At 68.4% G+C, this 20,390-nt stretch carries 22 protein-coding genes; 7 read left to right on the forward strand and 15 right to left on the reverse strand.

From position 1 onward, the window contains the following. Nucleotides 1-27 precede the first annotated feature (27 nt). From D1832_RS09020 to D1832_RS09050, 8 genes are all read right to left on the reverse strand, one after another. On the reverse strand, nucleotides 28-285 hold the full coding sequence (locus D1832_RS09020) for a hypothetical protein (protein WP_147362658.1): 258 nt from the start codon (nucleotides 283-285) through the stop codon (nucleotides 28-30). Between the two features lie 79 nt (nucleotides 286-364). Then, nucleotides 365-535 (reverse strand): hypothetical protein, encoded by a 171-nt coding sequence (locus D1832_RS15345; protein ID WP_182434734.1) that lies wholly within the window; start codon nucleotides 533-535, stop codon nucleotides 365-367. 164 nt (nucleotides 536-699) lie between these two features. Then, on the reverse strand, nucleotides 700-1,365 hold the full coding sequence (locus D1832_RS09025) for a DedA family protein (RefSeq protein WP_241510952.1): 666 nt from the start codon (nucleotides 1,363-1,365) through the stop codon (nucleotides 700-702). Nucleotides 1,366-1,442: 77 nt separating this feature from the next. Then, nucleotides 1,443-2,729 carry an ABC transporter permease gene (locus D1832_RS09030; protein ID WP_118913575.1) on the reverse strand — a complete coding sequence of 429 codons (1,287 nt, stop codon included), beginning with the start codon at nucleotides 2,727-2,729 and terminating at the stop codon, nucleotides 1,443-1,445. A gap of 92 nt (nucleotides 2,730-2,821) precedes the next feature. Further along, on the reverse strand, nucleotides 2,822-4,567 hold the full coding sequence (locus D1832_RS09035) for a pyruvate dehydrogenase (RefSeq protein WP_118913576.1): 1,746 nt from the start codon (nucleotides 4,565-4,567) through the stop codon (nucleotides 2,822-2,824). A 211-nt stretch (nucleotides 4,568-4,778) separates the two neighbouring features. Then, entirely contained in the window at nucleotides 4,779-6,029 is a 1,251-nt protein-coding gene (locus D1832_RS09040; protein ID WP_118913577.1) for a Dyp-type peroxidase, read from the reverse strand. A gap of 64 nt (nucleotides 6,030-6,093) precedes the next feature. After that, nucleotides 6,094-6,711: a copper chaperone PCu(A)C gene (locus D1832_RS09045; protein ID WP_118913578.1), complete on the reverse strand. Its 618-nt coding sequence runs from the start codon at nucleotides 6,709-6,711 to the stop codon at nucleotides 6,094-6,096. Nucleotides 6,712-6,811: 100 nt separating this feature from the next. Beyond that, entirely contained in the window at nucleotides 6,812-7,357 is a 546-nt protein-coding gene (locus D1832_RS09050; protein WP_118913579.1) for a hypothetical protein, read from the reverse strand. 87 nt (nucleotides 7,358-7,444) lie between these two features. Here D1832_RS09050 and D1832_RS09055 point away from each other — a divergent pair, with 87 nt between their 5' ends. Both D1832_RS09055 and D1832_RS15350 read left to right on the forward strand, forming a co-directional pair. Next, nucleotides 7,445-8,014, forward strand: coding sequence for a dihydrofolate reductase family protein (locus D1832_RS09055; protein ID WP_118913580.1), 570 nt, complete (start codon nucleotides 7,445-7,447; stop codon nucleotides 8,012-8,014). A 556-nt stretch (nucleotides 8,015-8,570) separates the two neighbouring features. Then, nucleotides 8,571-8,714, forward strand: coding sequence for a hypothetical protein (locus D1832_RS15350; RefSeq protein ID WP_182434735.1), 144 nt, complete (start codon nucleotides 8,571-8,573; stop codon nucleotides 8,712-8,714). A gap of 147 nt (nucleotides 8,715-8,861) precedes the next feature. Here the strand turns inward: D1832_RS15350 and D1832_RS09060 are convergent, their stop codons facing one another. From D1832_RS09060 to D1832_RS09085, 6 genes are all read right to left on the reverse strand, one after another. Beyond that, nucleotides 8,862-9,746 carry a Rossmann-fold NAD(P)-binding domain-containing protein gene (locus D1832_RS09060; RefSeq protein ID WP_118913581.1) on the reverse strand — a complete coding sequence of 295 codons (885 nt, stop codon included), beginning with the start codon at nucleotides 9,744-9,746 and terminating at the stop codon, nucleotides 8,862-8,864. A 46-nt stretch (nucleotides 9,747-9,792) separates the two neighbouring features. Further along, nucleotides 9,793-11,166 carry an NAD-dependent succinate-semialdehyde dehydrogenase gene (locus D1832_RS09065; protein WP_118913615.1) on the reverse strand — a complete coding sequence of 458 codons (1,374 nt, stop codon included), beginning with the start codon at nucleotides 11,164-11,166 and terminating at the stop codon, nucleotides 9,793-9,795. A gap of 141 nt (nucleotides 11,167-11,307) precedes the next feature. Next, entirely contained in the window at nucleotides 11,308-12,327 is a 1,020-nt protein-coding gene (locus tag D1832_RS09070) for an FAD-dependent oxidoreductase (RefSeq protein WP_147362659.1), read from the reverse strand. A gap of 37 nt (nucleotides 12,328-12,364) precedes the next feature. Beyond that, on the reverse strand, nucleotides 12,365-12,925 hold the full coding sequence (locus D1832_RS09075) for a rhodanese-like domain-containing protein (protein ID WP_047310932.1): 561 nt from the start codon (nucleotides 12,923-12,925) through the stop codon (nucleotides 12,365-12,367). A gap of 24 nt (nucleotides 12,926-12,949) precedes the next feature. After that, on the reverse strand, nucleotides 12,950-13,747 hold the full coding sequence (locus D1832_RS09080) for a sulfite exporter TauE/SafE family protein (protein ID WP_118913583.1): 798 nt from the start codon (nucleotides 13,745-13,747) through the stop codon (nucleotides 12,950-12,952). A gap of 5 nt (nucleotides 13,748-13,752) precedes the next feature. Continuing rightward, nucleotides 13,753-15,108, reverse strand: coding sequence for an MBL fold metallo-hydrolase (locus D1832_RS09085; protein ID WP_118913616.1), 1,356 nt, complete (start codon nucleotides 15,106-15,108; stop codon nucleotides 13,753-13,755). 283 nt (nucleotides 15,109-15,391) lie between these two features. Between D1832_RS09085 and D1832_RS09090 the strand changes: the two genes are divergently transcribed. The 3 genes from D1832_RS09090 to D1832_RS09100 all read left to right on the forward strand — a co-directional run bounded on the left by D1832_RS09090 (nucleotide 15,392) and on the right by D1832_RS09100 (nucleotide 18,382). Next, nucleotides 15,392-15,655 (forward strand): metal-sensitive transcriptional regulator, encoded by a 264-nt coding sequence (locus D1832_RS09090; protein WP_047310930.1) that lies wholly within the window; start codon nucleotides 15,392-15,394, stop codon nucleotides 15,653-15,655. 77 nt (nucleotides 15,656-15,732) lie between these two features. After that, nucleotides 15,733-16,749: a glutathione S-transferase family protein gene (locus D1832_RS09095; protein ID WP_118913584.1), complete on the forward strand. Its 1,017-nt coding sequence runs from the start codon at nucleotides 15,733-15,735 to the stop codon at nucleotides 16,747-16,749. Nucleotides 16,750-16,981: 232 nt separating this feature from the next. Next, a complete protein-coding gene (locus D1832_RS09100) occupies nucleotides 16,982-18,382 on the forward strand; it encodes a purine-cytosine permease family protein (protein WP_206609374.1) in 1,401 nt (466 codons plus the stop codon). Here D1832_RS09100 and D1832_RS09105 read toward each other — a convergent pair. After that, on the reverse strand, nucleotides 18,333-18,800 hold the full coding sequence (locus tag D1832_RS09105; protein ID WP_118913618.1) for a carboxymuconolactone decarboxylase family protein: 468 nt from the start codon (nucleotides 18,798-18,800) through the stop codon (nucleotides 18,333-18,335). The genes D1832_RS09100 and D1832_RS09105 overlap by 50 nt on opposite strands. Nucleotides 18,801-19,066: 266 nt before the next feature. Here D1832_RS09105 and D1832_RS09110 point away from each other — a divergent pair, with 266 nt between their 5' ends. Both D1832_RS09110 and D1832_RS09115 read left to right on the forward strand, forming a co-directional pair. Then, the gene (locus D1832_RS09110) at nucleotides 19,067-20,020 is read left to right on the forward strand and encodes a pirin family protein (protein ID WP_118913585.1); all 954 of its coding nucleotides are present in this window, start codon (nucleotides 19,067-19,069) and stop codon (nucleotides 20,018-20,020) included. A gap of 54 nt (nucleotides 20,021-20,074) precedes the next feature. Further along, complete coding sequence (locus D1832_RS09115; RefSeq protein ID WP_118913586.1) at nucleotides 20,075-20,386, forward strand: GNAT family N-acetyltransferase; 312 nt, start codon at nucleotides 20,075-20,077, stop codon at nucleotides 20,384-20,386. The last annotated feature ends 4 nt before the right edge of the window (nucleotides 20,387-20,390 follow it).

Raw genomic sequence — 20,390 nt, forward strand, 5'->3', positions numbered from 1 at the left:
TAGAGGCGACCCCGCCGCGTCACCGATTCACAGGACGGAGGATGAGACGCCCACCAGCGTCTGCGCTTCATGTGCGCGCGTGTCGACGTAGCGCAGCTGCGTGGCGAAGAACGAACCGGGGATTCCGCCCAGCTCGGCCATCGCCTGGGGCACCTTGCGACGCGGCACCTGGTGCGCGACGGTGACGTGCGGCAACCACACGGCCCGGTGCAGGCCCGGCACGGCAGCACGCAGGCGACCCACGGCCTCGGCCGATTCCGGATAGGGAGACCTCGGGCCCGTCACCGAGCGCGAGGATGCCACAGACGTCGAGGCGCGCCGGCAACATCGCCCCCACGATGTCGCGCGCCAGCTGCGCCGCCCCCTACGGCATCGATTCTGCAGTGGCCAGCACGACACGGGGCGCGGGGGTCATCGGCGACGACGATTCCACTCCATCTGCGGTGCGGCCGGCGAACCGCAGGCTCTCCTGTGCACACTCGACGTCCGATTCGCCCCCGACGTCGAGCCCCAACTCGATCATGATGTCGTTCATAGATCGATCGTGCGCATGATGGGTGTGCATGGCATCTATTTAAGAGAAGCAACCCCACGCAAATGCGCGAATAGCGTTGCCCGGCAATAATTTTCGTTGAAAAGTCTCTTTATGCACTTGTTGGGAAAATCGCCCACAGACGGTACGGAATTAAAAACCTATCGTCAGGAGGACGCGCTCGGACGCTGCCTCAGACGGTGCTGAACGAAGTACACGAGTGCCACGACGACCAGCCCGATGACCACCTTCTCCGCCACCCCGACGTACGGCTCGATGACGGGCCAGTTGGCCCCCAGGACATAGCCGGCGAGGACGAAGGCGGTGTTCCACAGGAGGCTGCCCAACGTCGTCAGGACGGTGAACTTCCACACGGCCATGCCGGTGAATCCTGCGGGAACGCTGATGAGCGAACGGAACACGGGCACCATGCGCCCGAGGAACACGGCCTTGTCGCCGTGGCGGGCAAACCAGCGCTCAGTGCGTTCGAGATCCTCGACCTTCATGAGCGGCATGCGATCCAGGATGCGAACGAGCTTCTCGCGGCCGATGGCTCGGCCCAGCCAGAACAGGGCAAGTGCACCGATGACGGAGCCCGCCGTCGTCCAGAGGATGGCTCCCCACAGGGTGATGACACCCTGGGCCGCGGCGAAACCCGCGATCGGCAGGATCGCCTCGCTGGGAATCGGCGGGAAGAGGTTCTCTGCGGCAACGAGCAGCCCTGCCCCCACGCCGCCGATGCTCTCCATGAGGTCGACGGCAAAGCCGGCGATGCCGGAGGTGGGTCCACCTTCGACACGCTCGGAGGGCTGGACGGCGAGGACGGTCATCATACCCGCCAGTTTCTCAGTTCCCCCACGGTGGAGCGAAATTCATCGGAGCTGCGGCCGCGTTGCTCACACCAGGCGTGTCAGCCGTCGTGGCGCGGCGATTCGTCCGGCTCCGGCGCCGCGTGGCGCCCTCGTGGCGCCGGGTGGTCACCCGCGTCGGAGTCGGCGTCAACGTCCGTGTCGTCAGCGGTGTCGGCATCGCCAGCGTCCTTCTCAGCCGGCTCGCGCGCCTCGCTCGCATCGGCCTCACTGTGCGACGGCAGGTGGTGTTCGACGAACTCGCCAACGACACCCACCGAGTCGTCCTCGATCTCGCTGACGCCCTGCGGCGAGAAGCGGTAGGTGTTGTTGCCGACCATCCAGATCATCCACAGACCGGCGACGGCCCAGGCCAGCACGACCCACAGCGGGCGTTCGAGGTCGACGCCCCCGAAGTAGGACAGGGAGCGCACCGCGTCGACTCCCGCGCCGTTGGGCAGGTACGGGCCGACCGTGCGCCAGGGCTCGGGCAGCACGTCGTAGGCGAACGCACCACCGGCCGAGGGGTTTCCGAGGATGACGAAGATGAGGATCGACAGGCCGATGCCGACGGTGCCGAACATCGAGGTGAGGCCGTAGGTGAAGGTACTCACGGCGAAGACGAGCGCCGCACCCATGAGGGCGATGGGCCAGAAGTCGCCGCGCAGTGCGTCGAGGCCGTACTGCGCAATGGCCGTGCCGACGATGCCGGAGACGATCGCGTAGGCGGCAAAGAGGCCGAGACGCAATCGCGCGCCAAGGGCCGAGCGCGCACGGGTGCCGACGGCCGTCGTCATGGCCGAGGGCAGGAGGTAGGCGCCCACCAGCCACGCGAGGACGAGGTAGAACGCGGCGGTGCCACGGGTGTCGTCAGGCGCCGCCTTGACGATGTCGTGCGTCTTCAGGCCACGTTCGGCGTTCTTGGCGACGTTCTGGCCCACCGTCTGCGCAACCTGAGCCCGCGAGGCGCCCTGCGCGGAGGCGTAGTAGAGGTGGTCCGTCGGGTTCTTCTCCGTCTTCGAGGGGTTGAAGACGTAGACGCCGACGACCTTGCCCTCGCGCACCTGCTGCAGGGCGGCCTTCTCGTCCGTGGTGATCGTGGCACGCACGGGGTCGCCTTCGACGGCGTTGAGCTTGTTCGCGATGTAGCCCGCGTTGCCCTCGTGGTGGCTGACGACGAGGAACGGCGCGTTCTTCGGGTCCGGCTTGCCGAACGCACCCATGTAGGACAGGCCCATGAGGGCCTGCACGACGACGCACATGATCGCCAGGATGATCATGCGCGGCACCATCGTGCGGATGAACTGCTTGTGGTCGTCGTGGGCGGACGCCGGCGCGGGTTGGGACACGAGAAGACTCCTCAAAGAACGGAACGAGCCAACACTACACCTGTAGTAACACTCCCCAAAACTCCTGCTCCGGCGACCGACTCAGACGTTCGTCACCAGCTTCGCGGAATGTTGCGGAGGTTCGATCGTCCCATGGCGACGGCCTCGCCGGCACCACCGTTGAGGACGATCTTGCTCATCGCCGTCGCGAAACCGAACACCTGGTCGCTCGTGATCTTCGGCGGGATCGACAGCGCCATCGGGTCCGTGACGATGTCGACGAGGCTCGGGCCCTTGTACGCGAGCGCCTCGGCGTAGGCGGCCTCGAGATCCTTCGGGTCCTCGACGCGCACGGCGTGCCATCCCATGGCCTCGGCGATGGCGGCGTAGTTCGTTCCGGGCACGTCGACGCCGAAGTCGGGGAGCTTGTCGACGAGCATCTCGAGCTTGACCATGCCGAGCGTCGAGTTGTTGAACAGCGCCACCGTGAGCGGCAGGTCGTAGGTGCGCGCCGTCAGCATGTCGCCGAGGAGCATCGACAGGCCGCCGTCACCCGACATCGAGACGACCTGACGCTCGGGGTAGGCGAACTGGGCGCCGATGGCCTGCGGCAGCGCGTTCGCCATCGAGCCGTGGAGGAACGAACCGATGAGGCGGCTCTTGCCCGTCGGGTTGAGGTAGCGCGCCGACCACACGTTGCACATGCCGGTGTCGGCCGTGACGATCGCGTCGTCCGCGAGCATGCCGTCGAGCACCGACGCGGCGTACTCGGGGTGGATCGGCTTCTGCTTCTCGACCTTGCGCGTGTACGCCCCGACGGCCTTGTCCATCAGCTTGCTGTGCTTCTTCAGCATCTTGTCGAGGAACTTGGAGTTCTTCTTCTCCTCGACGAGCGGCAGCACGGTCGCGAGCGTCGCCTTGACGTCACCGTGGACCGGCAGGTCGACGGCGGTGCGGCGACCGAGGTTCTCGGGGCGCGTATCGATCTGCACGGTGCGGATGTCGGGCAGGAACTGGTCGTAGGGGAAGTCGGTGCCGAGCATGATCATGAGGTCGGCGTCCTCGATGCCCTCGGCAGCCGCGCCGTAGCCGAGCAGGCCCGTCATGCCGACGTCGAACGGGTTGTCGTACTGGACGAAGTCCTTGCCGCGCAGCGAGTGACCGACCGGCGCCTTGATCTTCTCGGCAAGCGCGATGAGCTCGTCGTGCGCACCCTCGACGCCGGCGCCTCCGAAGATGGCGACCGTCTCGGCACGGTTGATCTCGCTGGCGAGCTGACGCACGACGTCGTCGTTCGGCGTGATGACGCCCTTCGTCGGGATGGCGACGGGCGTGATGTCGGCCGTGGCCCCTTCGTCGGCGATGTCACCGGGCAGCGTGACGACGGCGACGCCGCCGATCGTCACGGCGTGCTGGATGGCGGCCTGCACGACGCGCGGGCTCTGCGTCGGCGTGCTCACGAGTTCGGAGTAGACGCTGCACTCGGTGAAGAGGCGGTCGGGGTGGGTCTCCTGGAAGTAGCCCTGACCGATCTGGGCGCTCGGGATGTGGCTCGCGATGGCGAGCACCGGAGCGCCGGAACGGTTGGCGTCGTAGAGACCGTTGATGAGGTGCAGGTTGCCCGGGCCGCACGAGCCCGCGCACACGGCGAGTTCACCTGTCACCTGCGCGTCCGCGCTGGCGGCGAAGGCCGCAGCCTCCTCGTGACGCACGTGGATCCAGTCGATACCACCCCGCGCCGCGCCGCCGGTGCGGCGCACCGCGTCGACGATCGGGTTGAGGCTGTCGCCGACGATTCCGTAGATGCGGCGCACACCTGCGGCCTGCAACTGCTCGACGATCTGCTCTGCCAGCTTCATACGTACTCCTCGGCATCGACGGGCCGCACCCGCGCTTGGCGGGGCGTGGAAAAACCCTGAAAGCTCTGATCAGTCAAGTACCAGCCACCGATAGCGTCAACCGCTTGCACGTGTGACGCTCACCGCCGGCGCGCGAAAGCGGCCCAGCGCGTCCCGTGCTCCCGGCATACGGGGAACTTCCCGCCCACGCGGGTGGGCGGGAAGCGCGCCGTCAGGCCTCGACGATGTCCTGACCGAGATAGCGGCCCGGACGTGGCGCCGCAGGCAGGAGGTAGACCCCCGAGCCGATCGGTGTCGTCCAGGTGTTGAGCAGGTCGGCTTCGGCCAACCGTTGCTGGATGGGGACGAACTGTCTGACCACGTCGGCGCAGAACGCGACGAACACGAGCCCGCGATCACTCGTGCCGTCGTCACGCGCGACCTCGTAGCTGTACGGACGCCGCAGGATCCGCTCGCCCGTCTTCTTCGGCATCGCCCGCGGCACGTGCGCCGCAGGGTTGATGACGGTGAGGCCGAGCTCGTCGGTCTTCTCGGGGTCGATCGGATCGGTGGCCTTCGTCCCCGTGAGCGGAGCGCCGTTCGTCAGGCGCCTGCCGATCGCGTTCTCCTGAGCCGTGCGGTCGAGCGACTGCCACACGTCGACGTCCATGCGGATGCGGCGGATGACCATGCCGGTCGTCCCCTCCATCCAGGACGCGCCGGGCTGGGCCGCGTTCCACACGCGGCCCGCCTCGGTGCCCGCGACGTTCGGCTGCTCCATGCCGTCGAGCTGACCGAAGAGGTTTCGCGTCACCCCGCCGTCGCTCGGGCGAGCTCCAGCGGCGAACCCCCGTTGCTGCCAACGCGGGGTTGCCGTGCCCTTGAGTGCGCTGACGAGCTGGCCGACGACGTGACTCACCGTGACCGGGTTGTCGGTGTCGACCTGGACGACGAGATCCGTTTGCTTCCACGGCTTCTCGAAGTCGTCGATCGTCATGGACGGAATGGGCTTCAGCCACGCGGGAGCCTCGGCCCGCATGCCGTAGAGGTCGAAGACGCGGGGGCCGAGGCCGACGGCTATCGCCACGTCCCCGGCTCGTGGAGCCAGTTCGTGGGCAACGTCGGGCAGGGGTGACGCGCCCTTGACGAAGCGCGCCGCCGCGTCGTCGAGGACGACGAGGGCGCGACGCAGTTCGTCCCTCGTCGCGTCGTCCGGTAGGTCGAGCCCGACCCAGTGCGCGTGCGTGCCGGGCTTCGTCGTGACCCCGCTCTGACGCGGCGGCCCGGAGGCCACCGTCCAGCTGGCGCGTTGGGCCGAGTTCGACGCCGACGACGAGCCGCGAGACTGCGCCTCGCAACCGGTGAGCGCCAGGGCGCCGAGGCCGGAGAGCGCGCCGGCGACAACGCCTCGTCGCGTGGGACGAACTGCCGGCGTTGCGTCGTCGCTCGTCACCGGGCAGGGGCCGGCGAAGAAGTTCTCCATGGGTTCCTCCGGACCGGGCGCGGGGCGTGAAGCCTCGCGCCCGGCCGTGTCGGGACGAGTGGGATCAGTGCGACGACGCGTGCGTCATGCCGGGCATTTCTGACGTGCCCGATTCACCGGACGACGGCGACGCGTCACCCGACCCGGCGTCGGAGTACTTCTCCTTGGCGCCGTCGTAGGCCCGCACGGGGAACGTCAGCTTCGTGCTCGAACCGTCCTTGAAGGTGACGGTGAGCTGCTGCTCGTCGCCAGCCGCGAGCGCCTTGCTCAGCTTCATGAACATGAGGTGGTTGCCACCAGGGGCGAGCTTCAAGGTGCCACCGGGCGCCAGCGTGAAGTTCGACGTCTGCTTCATCTCCATGCCGTTCGCGGTCTTCGTCGTGACGTGGAGTTGGACGGGCCCGGCGTCGCCGCTCGCGCCGGTGATGACGACGGGCTCGTTACCCGTGTTCTTCCAGGTGCCGAAAGCGGCGCTCATGCCGCTTTCGGCTGCCTTGGCCCAACCGTCTGAGGCTTTGAGGGAGGTCGCCATCGTCACCTTCGACGAAGTGGACGACGTGCTCTGGCGGCTCTTCGACGACGCATTGTCGTCCTTCGAACAGGCTGCGGCCGTGAAGGCGAGCGCGGCGATGAGCGCGGTGGCGGCGACTCGGCGAACGGTGGGCAGGGTGGAGCGAATCATGGTGAGGTCTTTCGTTTCTCGTGCCGCGCGCAGGCGGCGGCGCCGCGATCACTCGGGGTGCGCAGGTAGCGCGTCCCGGTGAGGGCGCGTGGGGTGGGAATCAGTGCGAGAGAACGAAAACCGCAGGCGGCGCGCGGGAGGCGCGAGGGCTGCGCACAAACGTCGGACGAGGCACTCGGACGGCGTCGAAAGCCGTCTGGCGGACGACGAAGTGGCCCCAGGCCGGGACGACGAGGTGCGGCAGGACGCGGCGCAGTGTCCACGCGAGTGCGCGTTCGCCGTACGCGAGACACAGCGAGAAGAGCACGGTGGCGACGATGTGAGCGGCCGCCATCTGCGTCCAGCCCTCGTCGGCCTCGACAAGTTGCGGTTGCACATGGTGCCCGGCCGGCATCGACATCGTCATGACGGCGTGCAGCAGAACCTGCGCGAGGCCCATGACGACGACGATCTGGGCGAAGCTCCAGCGGCGCCTGCTCAGCGTGAACATGATCGGCGTGCCGACGGCGGCGAGAAGGACGAGCAGCCCGACGGGCGCTTCGTGGGCGCCCCCGACGATGTGGGCGATGCCGGCGCTACAGGCCGTGAGGGCGGCAACGAGCAGGCTGCGCAGAAGGCGCACCGTCGTCGTCGGCCCGAGGCTCATACGTTCAGCCTATGGCACTGCCCTTTCGCGTTTGCGGGCGCGTGGCAGCCTTGGGCGGAGCCGAGCGCCCCGCCCGAGAGGAACCCCATGCGCCCCGTCGTCGTCACCGAATTCATCAGCCTCGACGGCGTCGTCGACTCCCCCGGCGGCGGTGAGTACGAGCACGCGGGCTGGACGTTCAAGGACATCGAGTTCGTCCCGGAGGCCTACGCCGTCAAGGGTCGCGAACAGGAGGAGGCCTCTGCGCTGCTCCTGGGCCGCGTGACATTCGAGGAGTTCGCCCCCGTCTGGCCGACGATGGACGACTTCGCCACGTACAACGCCATGCCGAAGTACGTCGTCTCGCGGACGTTGGACGATGCGGCCGTCACCGACATCGACTGGGCCGACTGCCACGTGCTGCGTTCGCTTGACGAGGTCGCAAAGCTCAAGGAGGCCGACGGCGGCCCGATCCTCGTCCACGGTTCGGCGGCCCCCGTTCAGAGCCTGTTGGCTGCCGGGCTCGTCGACGGGTTCACGCTGCTCGAGTTCCCCGTCGTCCTCGGTTCGGGTAAACGGCTGTGGGCCGAAGGGATCGGTCGAACGGATCTACGCCTTCGCAACACCGAGGCGTACTCCAATGGCATCCGGCTCGCGGAGTTCGACGTCGTGCAGTGAGGGCGCGCGCAGCTTAGGCCGACGAATTTCCGTCGTCTGACGTCGGCCCGACAAATTAAGAGACGGTCGTCCGACTCACGATTTCTCCACTGAGTGGAACTCACATAACTCGAACTTAGGGACGTGAAAAGTAGGAAACCAGACGGTGTCTTATTATTCTGCGTTGATGAAGACCCAGCTGGCCCAGCGACGCGCATCGACCACCCCGGTCGTGCGCGTCGAGGAGACCCTGCGCAACGCAGGCGCCTCGGTGCTGGCCGCCACCGGAATCCTGGCCTCCCCGTGGATCCTCTTCGCCATCGCGTGCAAGACGTACATCTACTTCACCACGGGCAACGTGGTACTTCCTGGGCGCGCCCACCCCCATCGGTATGTTCAACCGCGTCGTGCTCATGGGGGTTCTTCTCGGAGCGACCCTTGGCGCCACGATGCTGTTCAGTGCCGCTCTGTTACGCAAGAAGCGCCCCCGCAAATAAGCACCCTTATAGGTGTAGGTGACTATTACGTCAACCGCGTAACGTCATGCTGATATCCGTTTTTTGGAAAGGTTTCAGCCATGATCACCCTCGGGCTCATCCTGCTCATCATCGGCCTCATCGCGAAGATGTCGATCCTGTGGACCATCGGCCTCGTCCTCATCGTCGTGGGCCTCATCCTCAACCTCGTGCCGATCGGTGGAACGCGTCGACGCGTCTTCTGATCCACACCGTCAGCTGCCTCGGATGAGGGGGAACCATCCGGCGCGAACCGAGCACACGTCACCTGAATTTCGCGGAGCGCCCCGGTGATTCGGGAAAGGTCAGGTTGTGCGCGATATTTCACGCACAACCTGCACGTTGGCGATCAGTCAGGGATGACGCTCGCCCTCACCGGCGAGGATGCTCGCGTAGCCCTCGCGGAACGTCGGGTAGGTGAGGGTGAAACCCGTTCCACGCAGGCGCGCGTTGCTCAGCCGCCGGGTGGCCGAGGGACGCGCCGCGCCCTCGTGCGCCGTGAAGGGCTCGGTGTCGACGCCGAGTTCGCGGGCGAGAAACGTCGCAACCTCGCGCGCCGGAGCAGGTGCGTCGTCGGTGAGCAGGTACAGCCCGTCGGCTTCGGCGCTCATCGTGAGCAGGTGGACGACGGCCGCCGCGGCGTCGTCGCGGTGGATGCGGTTCGTCATGCGGTCGGGGTCGGCGAGGTTGCCGGCACGCACCTGGTCGATGAACCACTCGCGTCCCGGTCCGTAGAGACCGCTGGGGCGCACGACGATACCCCGCGTTCCCACCGGCAGGCCCCCGAGGAAGTTCTGCTCGGCCTCGGCGAGCACGCGGCCCGTGGGGGTGTCCGCCGCGTCGGACGAGGTTTCGTCGACCCACGCGTCGCCGTTCTGCGCATGCCCCATCGCGCCGGTCGACGAGACGAACAGGGCCCGCTCCGGCGCCCAGCCGCGTGCTGCGACGTCACGCAGAACGGCGTCGACACCGTCGAGGAAGGTGGCACGGTACCGCTCTTCACTTCGGCCGCCCGCGGTGAGGCAGATGACGAGGAGGCGTGGACCGTCACCAGCACCGTCGAAGGCGGGCAGATCAGGCAGTCCGTCCGAAACGTCGCCCGCCACACCGACGAGCGGAGCGGGCACGAGTGCTGCCCGTCGTCGGACGGCGACGACGCAGCGCCCGGCCGCAGCGAGACGAAGGCCGATCTCGGTGCCGAGGTCACCGGCGCCGATGAGGAGCGTGTCAGCAGTCATGCCACCAGTCTCCCCGCCGGCGACCGGCGCGTCGAAGAACCCTCGATCAGGAGGCGACTCGGACGAGCTTCGGGTTGGCGAATTCCGTGAATCCCCACCGTCCGAGCTCGCGCCCGTACCCGGAGCGGCGCACGCCGCCGAAGGGCAGACCGGCCTTTGTCGTGCCGTGTTCGTTGACGTAGGTCATGCCGACCTCGAGGCGCCGAGCGATCTCTTCAGCCTTCTCGACATCCTTGGCCCAGACGGAGCCGGACAGGCCGAACGACGAGTCGTTGGCCACGCGCACGGCTTCGTCGACGGAGCTGTACGGGAAGATCATCGCGACCGGGCCGAAGATCTCCTCGGCGTACGCGTCCATCTCGCTCGTGACGCCGGTGATCACGGTCGGCGCCATCCATGCGCCGTCCTTGTCGAGCGCATCACCGCCGGCACGCAGCGTCGCGCCCTCGGAGACGGCCTTGCGCACCTGCTCGACGACGCCGTCACGCGCCTCGATCGACGACAGCGGGCCCATCTCGGTGGCTTGGTCGAGCGGGTCGCCGACCTTGAGCTCCCCGACCGTCGTGACGACGACGTCGGTGAACTCGGCGAACATGGCCTGCGGCACGAAGATTCGCTTCGGCGAGTTGCACGCCTGCCCGGCGTTGCTCATCCGCGCCTTGGCGACCGCCTCGGCCGTCGCTGCGACGTCCACGTCGTCGAGGACGATGAGCGGGTCCGACCCGCCGAGTTCGAGCACGCTCATCTTGAGGTTCTTCGCCGCCGTTTCCGCGACGGCGATTCCGGCGCCCTCGCTCCCGGTGAGGGAGACGCCGCGCACCCGCGAGTCCTCGATGATGCTCGTCACCTGGTCGTTGCTGACGAAGAGGTTGATGTACGCGTCCTCGGGTACCCCGGCAGCGTGGAGGATCTCCTCGATGAACACAGCGGACGAGCCGCAGATCGACGCGTGCTTGAGCAGAATCGTGTTGCCCAGCATGAGGTTCGGCGCCGCGAAGCGGGCCACCTGGTAGTGCGGGAAGTTCCAGGGCATGACGCCCATGAGCACACCGATCGGGTCGGTCACGACGACGGACGACGCCTCGTCACCGATGTCGAGCTTCTCCTCCTCGAGCAGGGCGGGGCCGTGCTCGCCGTACCAACGGAAGATCGAGCCGGCCAGCTCGACCTCGCCCTTGGCTTCTGTGAGGGGCTTGCCCATCTCCGTCGCGATGGTGCGCGCCAGTTCGTCAGCTCGCTCGTCGTAGGCATCGGCGACGCGCTTCATGGCGTCGGCGCGCGTCTGAGCCGATTCGCGACGCCAAGTGTCGAAAGCTGCGTGGGCACGTTCGACGGCTGCGCGCACGTCGGCGTCGGAGGTGGAGTCGAACTCCTTCTCGAAGACGCCGGTGGCGGGGTTCTCGATGCGGTAGGTCTGGATCTCCCTTCGTGAAGTGATCTCACTTCTCACGAGGGGGAGCAGTGGGTCGGTCGAGAATCATTCAGTTCAAATGAGATTCAACCCGCAGGGGTGTGTGGTTCCACGTGAAACATCCCTGGGGCACACGACGGGATCAGGTGCCTACTTCGTGCCGATCCGCCGCCACAGGAGATCGCGGGTGGGCGACAGGGCAACCCGCATTCCCCACCCGGCCACCGTGCGGGCGACCTGGGTGACGGGCAGTCGGCGCGCTTGCCACGCTGCGAGCGACCGATTGGTGTTGAGGATGCGCGCGAGGGAGGCCGCATCGAGGGCGGCGTCACTCGCACCGCGTCCGAGGTTCGGCGGAGCGGCGTGGGCGGCGTCGCCGATGACGACGTAACGCCCGGAGACGTAGCGATGCATCGGCGGCGTGACCCACAGGCGGGTCGCGAGTGTGTCATCGCCCGCGGCGTCGAGCACCTCCCGCAGATGCGGGGCAGCCGCGGCGAAGCGCTCGCGCGCCTCGGCGACCACGGTCGTCACGTCGAGCGGCTCCGGGCCGAGGTCGCTCACGTGTCCGGTGAACCAGTAGAGCGCATCCCCGACCGGCGCGAGCCCGAACAGCGTTCCGGCGCCCCAGTACTCACCGACCAGTGGCCGCAACCTGTCGGCCGCAGCGCCGGCGGGCACGATGCCACGCAACGTGACGTAGGGCGTCTCACGACGCTCGGCCGCGCCGGGCTGGACGAGGCCACGCACCCGCGAGCGCACGCCGTCAGCGCCGACGACGAGGTCGGCGTCGAGGGTGCTCGGATCGGTGACCTCGGCCATCACGCGACGAACGCTTCCGGGCACAGCCGCAGCGAGCGCCTCCATGAGGGCCGGGCGCATCACCATGGCGAGATCCGGGCCGCGGACCGTCGCGACGCGGGCGCCGTCGAGGCGGTAGAGGCCGCCGTGGTCGGCCTTCGTCGGCGCGGGAAGTGCGACACCGAGGCGCGCGAGCGTGCGGCGAGCGCCGGGCCACAGGCCGAGCGCGGCACCCGTCGTCCGCTCGGGTTGGGCCTCGACGAGGGTGACGTCGAAGCGCGCCGGGTCGAGCGCCGCGGCCAACGTCAGGCCCGCGATTCCGCCGCCGACGACGGCAACACGGGTCAGTCCGGAGGGCGCGTCACTCATGCGCCACACGGTAGCGGGACGAGCGAGGGGCCCGCCCTCAACGCAGCTGAGCCGTCACCTGGCGCACCGACGGCGCGCCGGCACCCTGGTTGTAGGGCAGCTTCGACAACAGGTTGCCCATGGCGCAGGTGTTCGACAGGGCCGCGAAGACGAGACCCCCGCCGACCGCGCCCGAGAGCCATTTCGCCTTCGGCACGAGCGTGCTCGCCAGCACACCCGTGGCGACGAGGGAACCCGCCACGAGGCGCACCTGCCGCTCGAGATCCCAGCGTGCCTCGCCGTACTCGACGTCCTGGCCGGCGTCACGCCACGCCTCGAAGCCACCCTCGAGCACCGACGTGCGGGTGACACCGACACCGGCGAGTGCTCGCTGAGCGCGCTCGGCGCGCGGCCCGGCGCGGCAAATGAGCACGGCGTCCCTGTCGATACGACCACCGATGACGGCGGCGTTCGCGTCGAGCAGATCGACCGGCACGTTGATCGAGCCGGGGATGTGGGCGGTTCCGTACTCGGCAGGCGTTCGCACGTCGAGCAGGAGCAGGTCGTCCGAGTTCGCCGAGGCGAGGCCGGCGGCGTCGATACGGGGCGTGATGGTCATGGGGGTTCTCCTTCGAGAGGTTGATCAGAACAGGTGAGGGATGCTGCGCCACGCCGTGTAGAACGAGACGAGCAGAAGTAAGGACGCGAACCCGAGTTGCAGGGTGCGTTTCGGGATCTTCGTCATGAGTCGGCCACCGACGAGCGCACCCGCGACGGCCATGGCGAGGAAGGGCGTCACGATCGACCAATCGATGACGCTCCCACCGGAGGAGTGGAAGAGAAACGAACTGACGCTGTTGATCGTGACGACGAGCAGCGACGTAGCGACGGCAAACGGCATGCCGTAGCCGAGAACCAGAGTCAGAGCCGGGACGATGACGAATCCACCACCGACGCCGAAGAAGCCGGTGAGCAACCCTACCCCGGTCGCCGTCACGACGAGCTTCACGATTCCGCCGACGTCACGCCTGCCCTCGTCGTCGGAGTGAAGCACGTCGCGTGGCCGACCCTCGACGTCTGCGGAACCCACGAGCGCCTTGCGGATCATGAGTGCCGCGACGACGACGAGCAAGCCGGCGAACATCGCGAGCAGGAGGTTGCCGTCCACCCCGGCCGCTGCGCGGGTGCCGAGGTAGGCGCCGCCGACGCCCAGCACACCGATCGTCACGCCCTGGCCCCACTGCACGGCGCCGCGACGATGGTGCGGCACGAGACCGACGAGGGAGCTCACAGCGACGATGACGAGCGACGCCGTCGTCGCCTCGTGCGGATCCTTGCCCACCGTGTACACGAGCACCGGGACGGTGAGGACGGCGCCACCTCCGCCGAGGCCACCGATGAGAAGCCCGACGACCACCCCAGCGACAAGAGCGATGAGCACGAGGATCAGCCTGCCACCAGGCTCAGGCCCGTCTCGGCTGCATTCGCGAAGCTGTCATCGACGGCCACCACGTGGTGGCCCGCAGCTGCGAGGAGGGAGGACGCGATCGAGGCGCGGTAGCCACCTGCGCAGTGCACCCACAGTTCGCCGGAAGGAATCTCGTCGAGGCGCTCGAGCACGTCGTGAAGCGGCACGTTTACGGCGCCGTCGATGTGGGACGGGCCGAACTCGTCGGCGCGTCGCACGTCGAGGACGGTCACTTCGCGGTGGTGGCGCACCTGAGCGAGGTCGGCGAACGTGGCGCGCTCGAACGACTGGAGCGCCTCGTCGGTCCACGCCTGCGGAGCGCCCGTGGCCTGCCCCCGGAGGCGCTCGATGCCGATGCGCACGAGTTCGCGCTGCGCTTCGGCGACCTGCTCGGGGCTGTCCCCGAGCAGTGTGAGCGAGGCCCCCCAGGGCATGATCCAGCCGAGGTAGGTGGCGAACTGGCCGTCGACGCCGAAGTTGACCGTGCGGCCGACGTGCCCCTTGGCGTACGCCTCGCGATTGCGCAGGTCGACGACCCACTCCCCGGCTTCGAGGGAGGCACGGATCTCATCCTTGTCGACGGTGGCGGGCAGGGTGAGATCAGGGGCGTCCTGCGGAGCGTCGGCGTTCGCCGGCCCCATGTGCGCGTAGTACGCGGGCCACTCGGACAGGCCCTCGAGGATCTCCTCGACCCACTCGTCCTCGCTCTTCGTCAGGGCCGGGTTGGTGCGCTTCTCGGTGCCGATGGTCGAGGAATCGGCGTCGGACTGCGTCGCGGAACAGAAGCTGCCGAAACCGTGTGTCGGAAGCACCTGCGCCTCGTCGGGCAGTTCGGAGGCGAGGCGCTGGACGGAGTCGTACTGGTGGTGGACGAGTGCGTCGGTGTTCTCCTCGCCGAGCAGGTCGGGGCGCCCGGTCGAGCCGAACGTCAGCGATCCGCCGGAGAAGACGCCGATCGTGCCCTCGTCGCCGGCGAGGGCGTACGACAGGTGGGTGAAGGTGTGGCCTGGTGTCGCGAGGACGGTGACGCTCATGCTGCCGACGGTGACGACATCATCGTCACGCACACCGACGCGCTCGAACGAGACCTCGTCGTCCGCGTTGACGTGGTACGTAGCGCCGGTCTCGTTCGCGAGCGCCCGGCCCCCGGTGACGTAGTCGTTGTGGATGTGCGTCTCGAAGACATGCGTGATGCACACCCCTTCGCGCTCCGCCACCGCGAGGACGCGGTCGACGTCGCGTTGCGGGTCGACGACGAGGGCAACCTCGCCGTCGTGGGCCAAGTAGGAGCGGTCGCCGAGTGACGGCGTGTCGATCGGGACGATGGCAACCATCGTGCCCTCCTTCCGCGCGACCACCGGGCCGCGTCTCGCTTCGATTTATACCCCCTGGGGTATCTGGCTCCAGTAGATCACAGATACCCCCACCCGTATCAAGCGGGGTGCCTTCGCCCGCATTTCCGCGGATTCCGCTACGGATGATCCGGGGAGCGCCCGACGTTGACGGGAGCGACATTCGATACCCCACCCCGTATGCTGGGACTTTGCGTCGCCGGGGCGGCACCGTCTCCCTCGGGCACCACCGAGGCCCCGCGACCACCGAACCGAAAGGCTTGCCATGCAGCTCTCACCCGATGACATGACGCCCGTGCTCAACCGCCTCAAGCGGGCTCAGGGTCAGCTCGGCGGTGTCATCCGACTCATCGAGAGTGGCGCCGAGTGCCAGGACGTCGTCACGCAACTCGCCGCGACGAGCCGCGCCCTCGACAGGGCCGGCTTCGCCATCCTCTCCTCGGGGCTGCAGCAGTGCCTCGCCGAGGAGGGTTCCGTCAGCGAGGAGAACGCCAAAACGCTCGAGAAACTCTTCCTCACGCTCTCCTGATCCACACGCCTGCGACTGTTCGCGGCGGCGCACAGGGCGCTACGGTCGAAGGGCAATCCGATGAGAGGTGGGGACTCATGGCCGACAAGAGCGGCTCCTACAAGCGCGACACCAACTACATCCAGACCCGCATCACCCGCGACGGCGAGGACGGCTACCCGGTGGAGGCGAACCGCTACCGTCTCGCCGCGGCACGTGCCTGCCCGTGGGCGAACCGTGCGCTCATCGCGCGCCGCCTCTACGGCCTCGACGACGTCATCTCCGTCGCCATGGCCGGCCCGACCCACGACGAACGCAGCTGGACCTTCGATCTCGACCCGGGCGGCGTCGACCCCGTGCTCGGCATCCACTTCCTGCGCGACGCCTACACCAAGCGCTTCCCGAACTACGAGCGCGGCATCACGGTGCCCGCCATCGTCGACGAGCGCACCGGCGAGGTCGTGACGAACGACTTCAACCAGATGACGCTCGACTTCGGCACCGAGTGGAAGGAATTCCACCGCGCGGGCGCACCCGATCTTTACCCCGAGGCACAGCGCGAGGAGATGGACGAGCTCATGGAGTTCGTCTTCCACACCGTCAACAACGGCGTCTACAAGTGCGGCTTCGCGACATCGCAGGAGGCGTACGACAAGGCCTACGACGAACTCTGGTCAGCGCTCGACCAACTCGAGAAGCGGCTCGAGACGCGTCGCTACCTCATGGGCCCGAGCATCAGCGAGGCCGACGTTCGCCTCTACCCGACGCTCGTGCGCTTCGACGCCGTCTACCACGGCCACTTCAAGTGCAACCGGCAGAAGCTCGACGAGCTGCCGAACCTGTGGGGTTACGCCCGAGAGTTGTTCCAGACGCCGGGGTTCGGAGACACGAACGACTTCGTGCAGATCAAGGAGCACTACTACATCGTCCACACCGACGTGAACCCGACGGGTATCGTCCCGAAGGGTCCGGCGTTGAACGGCTGGCTCACCCCGCACGGACGCGACCACCTCGAGGCCAACACCTGGGGTGACGGCGGCACGCCGCCCCCACCCCCGCTCGCGGCCGAGGTGCCCGACCCGGCGCACACGCCGCTGCGCGTCGAGGCGCGCTGACGGCCACGTCACGTACCCGCGGATTCGGTAGACGTTCGGCGTCGGATACGACGCGGAACGTCTACCGAACCGACAACCCGTGACTGCTTGGCCGCAACCCGCCCTGGCACGTCAGTGCCAAACGCGAATTCTGGCACTTTCGCGCCGATAGTCTGCCGATGCGCCGACCGGCGCGTCGACGGCCCCGCGCCAGCCGTCTCCCGGTGAAGCGCGGCAGGAGGGAAGCACGCCAGTGAGTCACGCGAGCGCCACGACGCAGCACCAGGGCACCGCACCGCGCCGGGACCCCGACGTGGGTGACACCCACGACGTCCCCACAACACTCGAGGGCGGGCCGGCACCGCGTAACCTCGGGCTGCTCGACCAGCTCGGCATGTGGGGCAACCTCGGCATGAGCCTGCTCGCGTTCGCGGGCGCCATCGTCGTCCTGCAGCCGCTCGGCGCGCCGGGGATTGGCATGCCGCAGGCGATTCTCGCGCTCGTCGTGGGCACCCTCGTCGGCACTGCGGGCGTCTCCGCGATGGCGCTCGCGTCGTCGCAGCAGGGTCAGCCCGCGATGGTGATGCTGCGCGGCCTGTTCGGCGGCCGCCTGTCGTACGTGCCGACGCTGTTCAACATGACGCAGCTCATCGGCTGGGGCACCTTCGAGATCGTCACGACGACGATGGCCGCCCAGACCCTCTGGCCGAGCCTGCCGCGCTGGCCCGTCGTCGTCACCATCGGTGTGGTGACGACGCTGCTCGCGATCTACCCGCTGCACTGGGTCAAGGTGCTGCGCAAGTACGTCACCGTCGCCGTCATCATCACGCTCGTCTACTTGGCCTCGCAGCTACTGACGCGTGACGTACCCGCCCACACCGGTCACGGCTGGGGCGGCTGGATGGTGGCCGTCGACGCGATCATCGCGCTGTCCGTCTCGTGGGTGCCGGTCGCCGGCGACTACGCGCGCCACTCGACGTCCCACCGCGCCGCGGTGCTCGGCAGCTACCTCGGCTACTGCGTCACCCAGATCGCGGTCTACTCGATCGGCATCATCACCCTGCTGCTGGCCGGCGGCAACGGCGACGCCGTGTTCTCGATCTTCCTCGGCGTCGCGGGCGGCTCGCTGTGCTTCCTCGTGCTGACGCTGCGCGAGATCGACCAGTGCTTCGTCGACGTCTACTCGACGACGGTGTCCCTGCAGAACATCGCGCCGCGCCTCGACCGTCGCCTCATCTCGATCGCGCTCGGCGTCACCTCGACGGTGCTCGCCCTCGCCGTCGACATCTACGGCTTCGCGCACTTCCTCGCCCTCATCGGCTCGGTGTTCGTGCCGCTGCTCGGCGTCTTCCTCGTCGACTACTACCTGTTCGGCGGGCGTCACCGCTGGAACACCACCGTCGACGCACCCTCGCGTCCGCTCATGCTCGTCGCCTGGGCAGCCGGGTTCGTCGCCTACGAGCTCGTCGCGCCCGGCACGCTCGGCGCGTGGTCGGACATGTGGCGTTCCATCGGCGAGGCCATCGGCCTCAGCGCACCGACGTGGCTGAGCGCCTCCCTCGTCGCGTTCGGCGTGGCGGCACTCGCCACGATCGTCGTCGAGATCAGCGGCGGCGGCGCGGCGGGTGCGCGCTCGCGATCGACACGCGGTTGAACGCGTTGATGAGCACGATGGCCCACTCGAGGGCCGCGAGCGCCTCCGTCGACATGACGTCCGACGCGTCAGCGATGGCCGCGCGCAGATCGAGTTCGCGCGGGTTGGTGAGGGCCTCGGCCAGCTCCAACGCCGCGCGCTCGACGTCGGTGTAGAGGTCGGCGTCACGCCACGCGGGCAGCAGGTCGATCTTGAGCGGGTCGACGCCGGCGTCGCGGGCGGCGGGCGCGTGGACGCTCAGGCACGTCACGCAGCCGTTGATCTGCGAGACGCGCGTGTTGACGAGCTCGATGAGCCCGACGTCGAGGCCGGCCTCCTTCGACGCGGCGCGCGAGCTCTTCGCGGCCTCGATCATCGCCGCGTGCGTGAGGGGCTGAACCTTGTCGATGCAGGGGCGCTCCGGGTCGCCACCGCTCATGTCGGACTCCTTCTCACCGCACCGCACCGTGGGCGGCCCGGCCGAATCGTTCGGGGGACGGGCCGAACCTAACGGCCGTCGGCCCCGAGACGCTGACCGACGTTGCCGGGGCGCCGACGGCGTCATACGTTTCAGATGCACGCTCGTGTCCGCGACGCGCCCCGAGCGGGGTGCGGGAAGGGGTAGGCGCCGCGAGCCGTTGCACCGAACGTGCCCGCCGCGCCGTCCGCCGGGACGACGCACCGCGAGGAGAAACGAAGGTTCACATGAACGACGTCCAGGTACTCGAGGCCCGTCAGGTTCCCCTCGGCGGCATGCGATCGCTCGAGGTGCGCCGCACGCTTCCGCACAAGGATCGCTCCTTCGTCGGCGCGTGGTGCTTCGTCGACCACTACGGCCCCGAGCCCGTGCGCGACCTCGAACGCGACGGCATGGACGTGCCGCCGCACCCGCACACCGGCCTGCAGACGGTCTCGTGGCTGTTCGACGGCGAGATCGAGCACCGCGACACCGGCGGCGTGCACGGCATGGTGCGCCCCGGCGAGATGAACCTCATGACGAGCGGTCACGGCATCGCCCACTCGGAGGTCTCGACGCCGGAGACCGACACACTGCACGGCGTCCAGCTGTGGGTTGCGCTGCCGGACGCCGACCGCGAGACGGCACGCGCGTTCGAGCACCACGCCCCAGACGACGTCGACCTCACCGGTGACGACGGCGGTTTCGCCGGCGTCGCGCTCGTCTTCCTCGGTGAGCTGCCCGGCGTCGATCGCTCGCCCGTGACGACGTACACGCCGTTGCTCGGCGCAGAGCTGCGCCTCGAGGCGGGCACCGAACTCACCCTCGACGTCGACTCGTCGTTCGAGCACGCCGTCCTCGTCGACTCCGGCGACGTGACGTTCGAGGGGACGCAGCTCAAGCGCGGCGACCTCGCGTGCCTCGACCCGGGCCGCTCGCAGCTGCACTTCTCGATCGGCCAGTTCCCCGCCCGTCTCGTTCTGCTCGGCGGCGAGCCGTTCGAGGAGGAGATCGTCATGTGGTGGAACTTCGTCGGCCGCAGCCACGAGGAGGTTGTCGAAGCCCGTGAACAGTACGAGGCCGGGGACCCGCGCTTCGGCCACGTCGAGGGCTACACCGGCAAGACCGACCGCATTCCGGCACCGCCCATCCCGCCTGTCCACCTGCGCCCGCGCAACCGTCGCGGCCGTATCGGCGGCTGACCCCGCCTCCGATCCAACCGTCCCGACGCACCCAGATCCCCCGAGGAGATCGCCATGTCCGACCTGACCATGAAGTACAACACCGAAGCCAACCGCCACGAGGCGTGGGACGGTGACGCGCTGGCCGGTTTCGCCGAGTACCAGCTCACCGACGAGCTCGCCGTGTTCACCCACACCGAGGCCGACCCGGCTTACGAGGGCAAGGGCGTCGGCTCGCAGATCGCCCGTTTCGCGCTCGACGACGTGCGTGACGAGGGCACCCGCAAGGTGCTGCCGCTGTGCCCGTTCATCAAGGGCTGGATCGGTCGTCACCGCGAGTACGTCGAGCTCGTCTACGGCGCCCCCGCCACCACCGCGAAGGACTGACCCG

Origin of the sequence: Dermacoccus abyssi, from assembly GCF_003515945.1 — a bacterium.
GTDB classification, from domain to species: domain Bacteria; phylum Actinomycetota; class Actinomycetes; order Actinomycetales; family Dermatophilaceae; genus Dermacoccus; species Dermacoccus abyssi.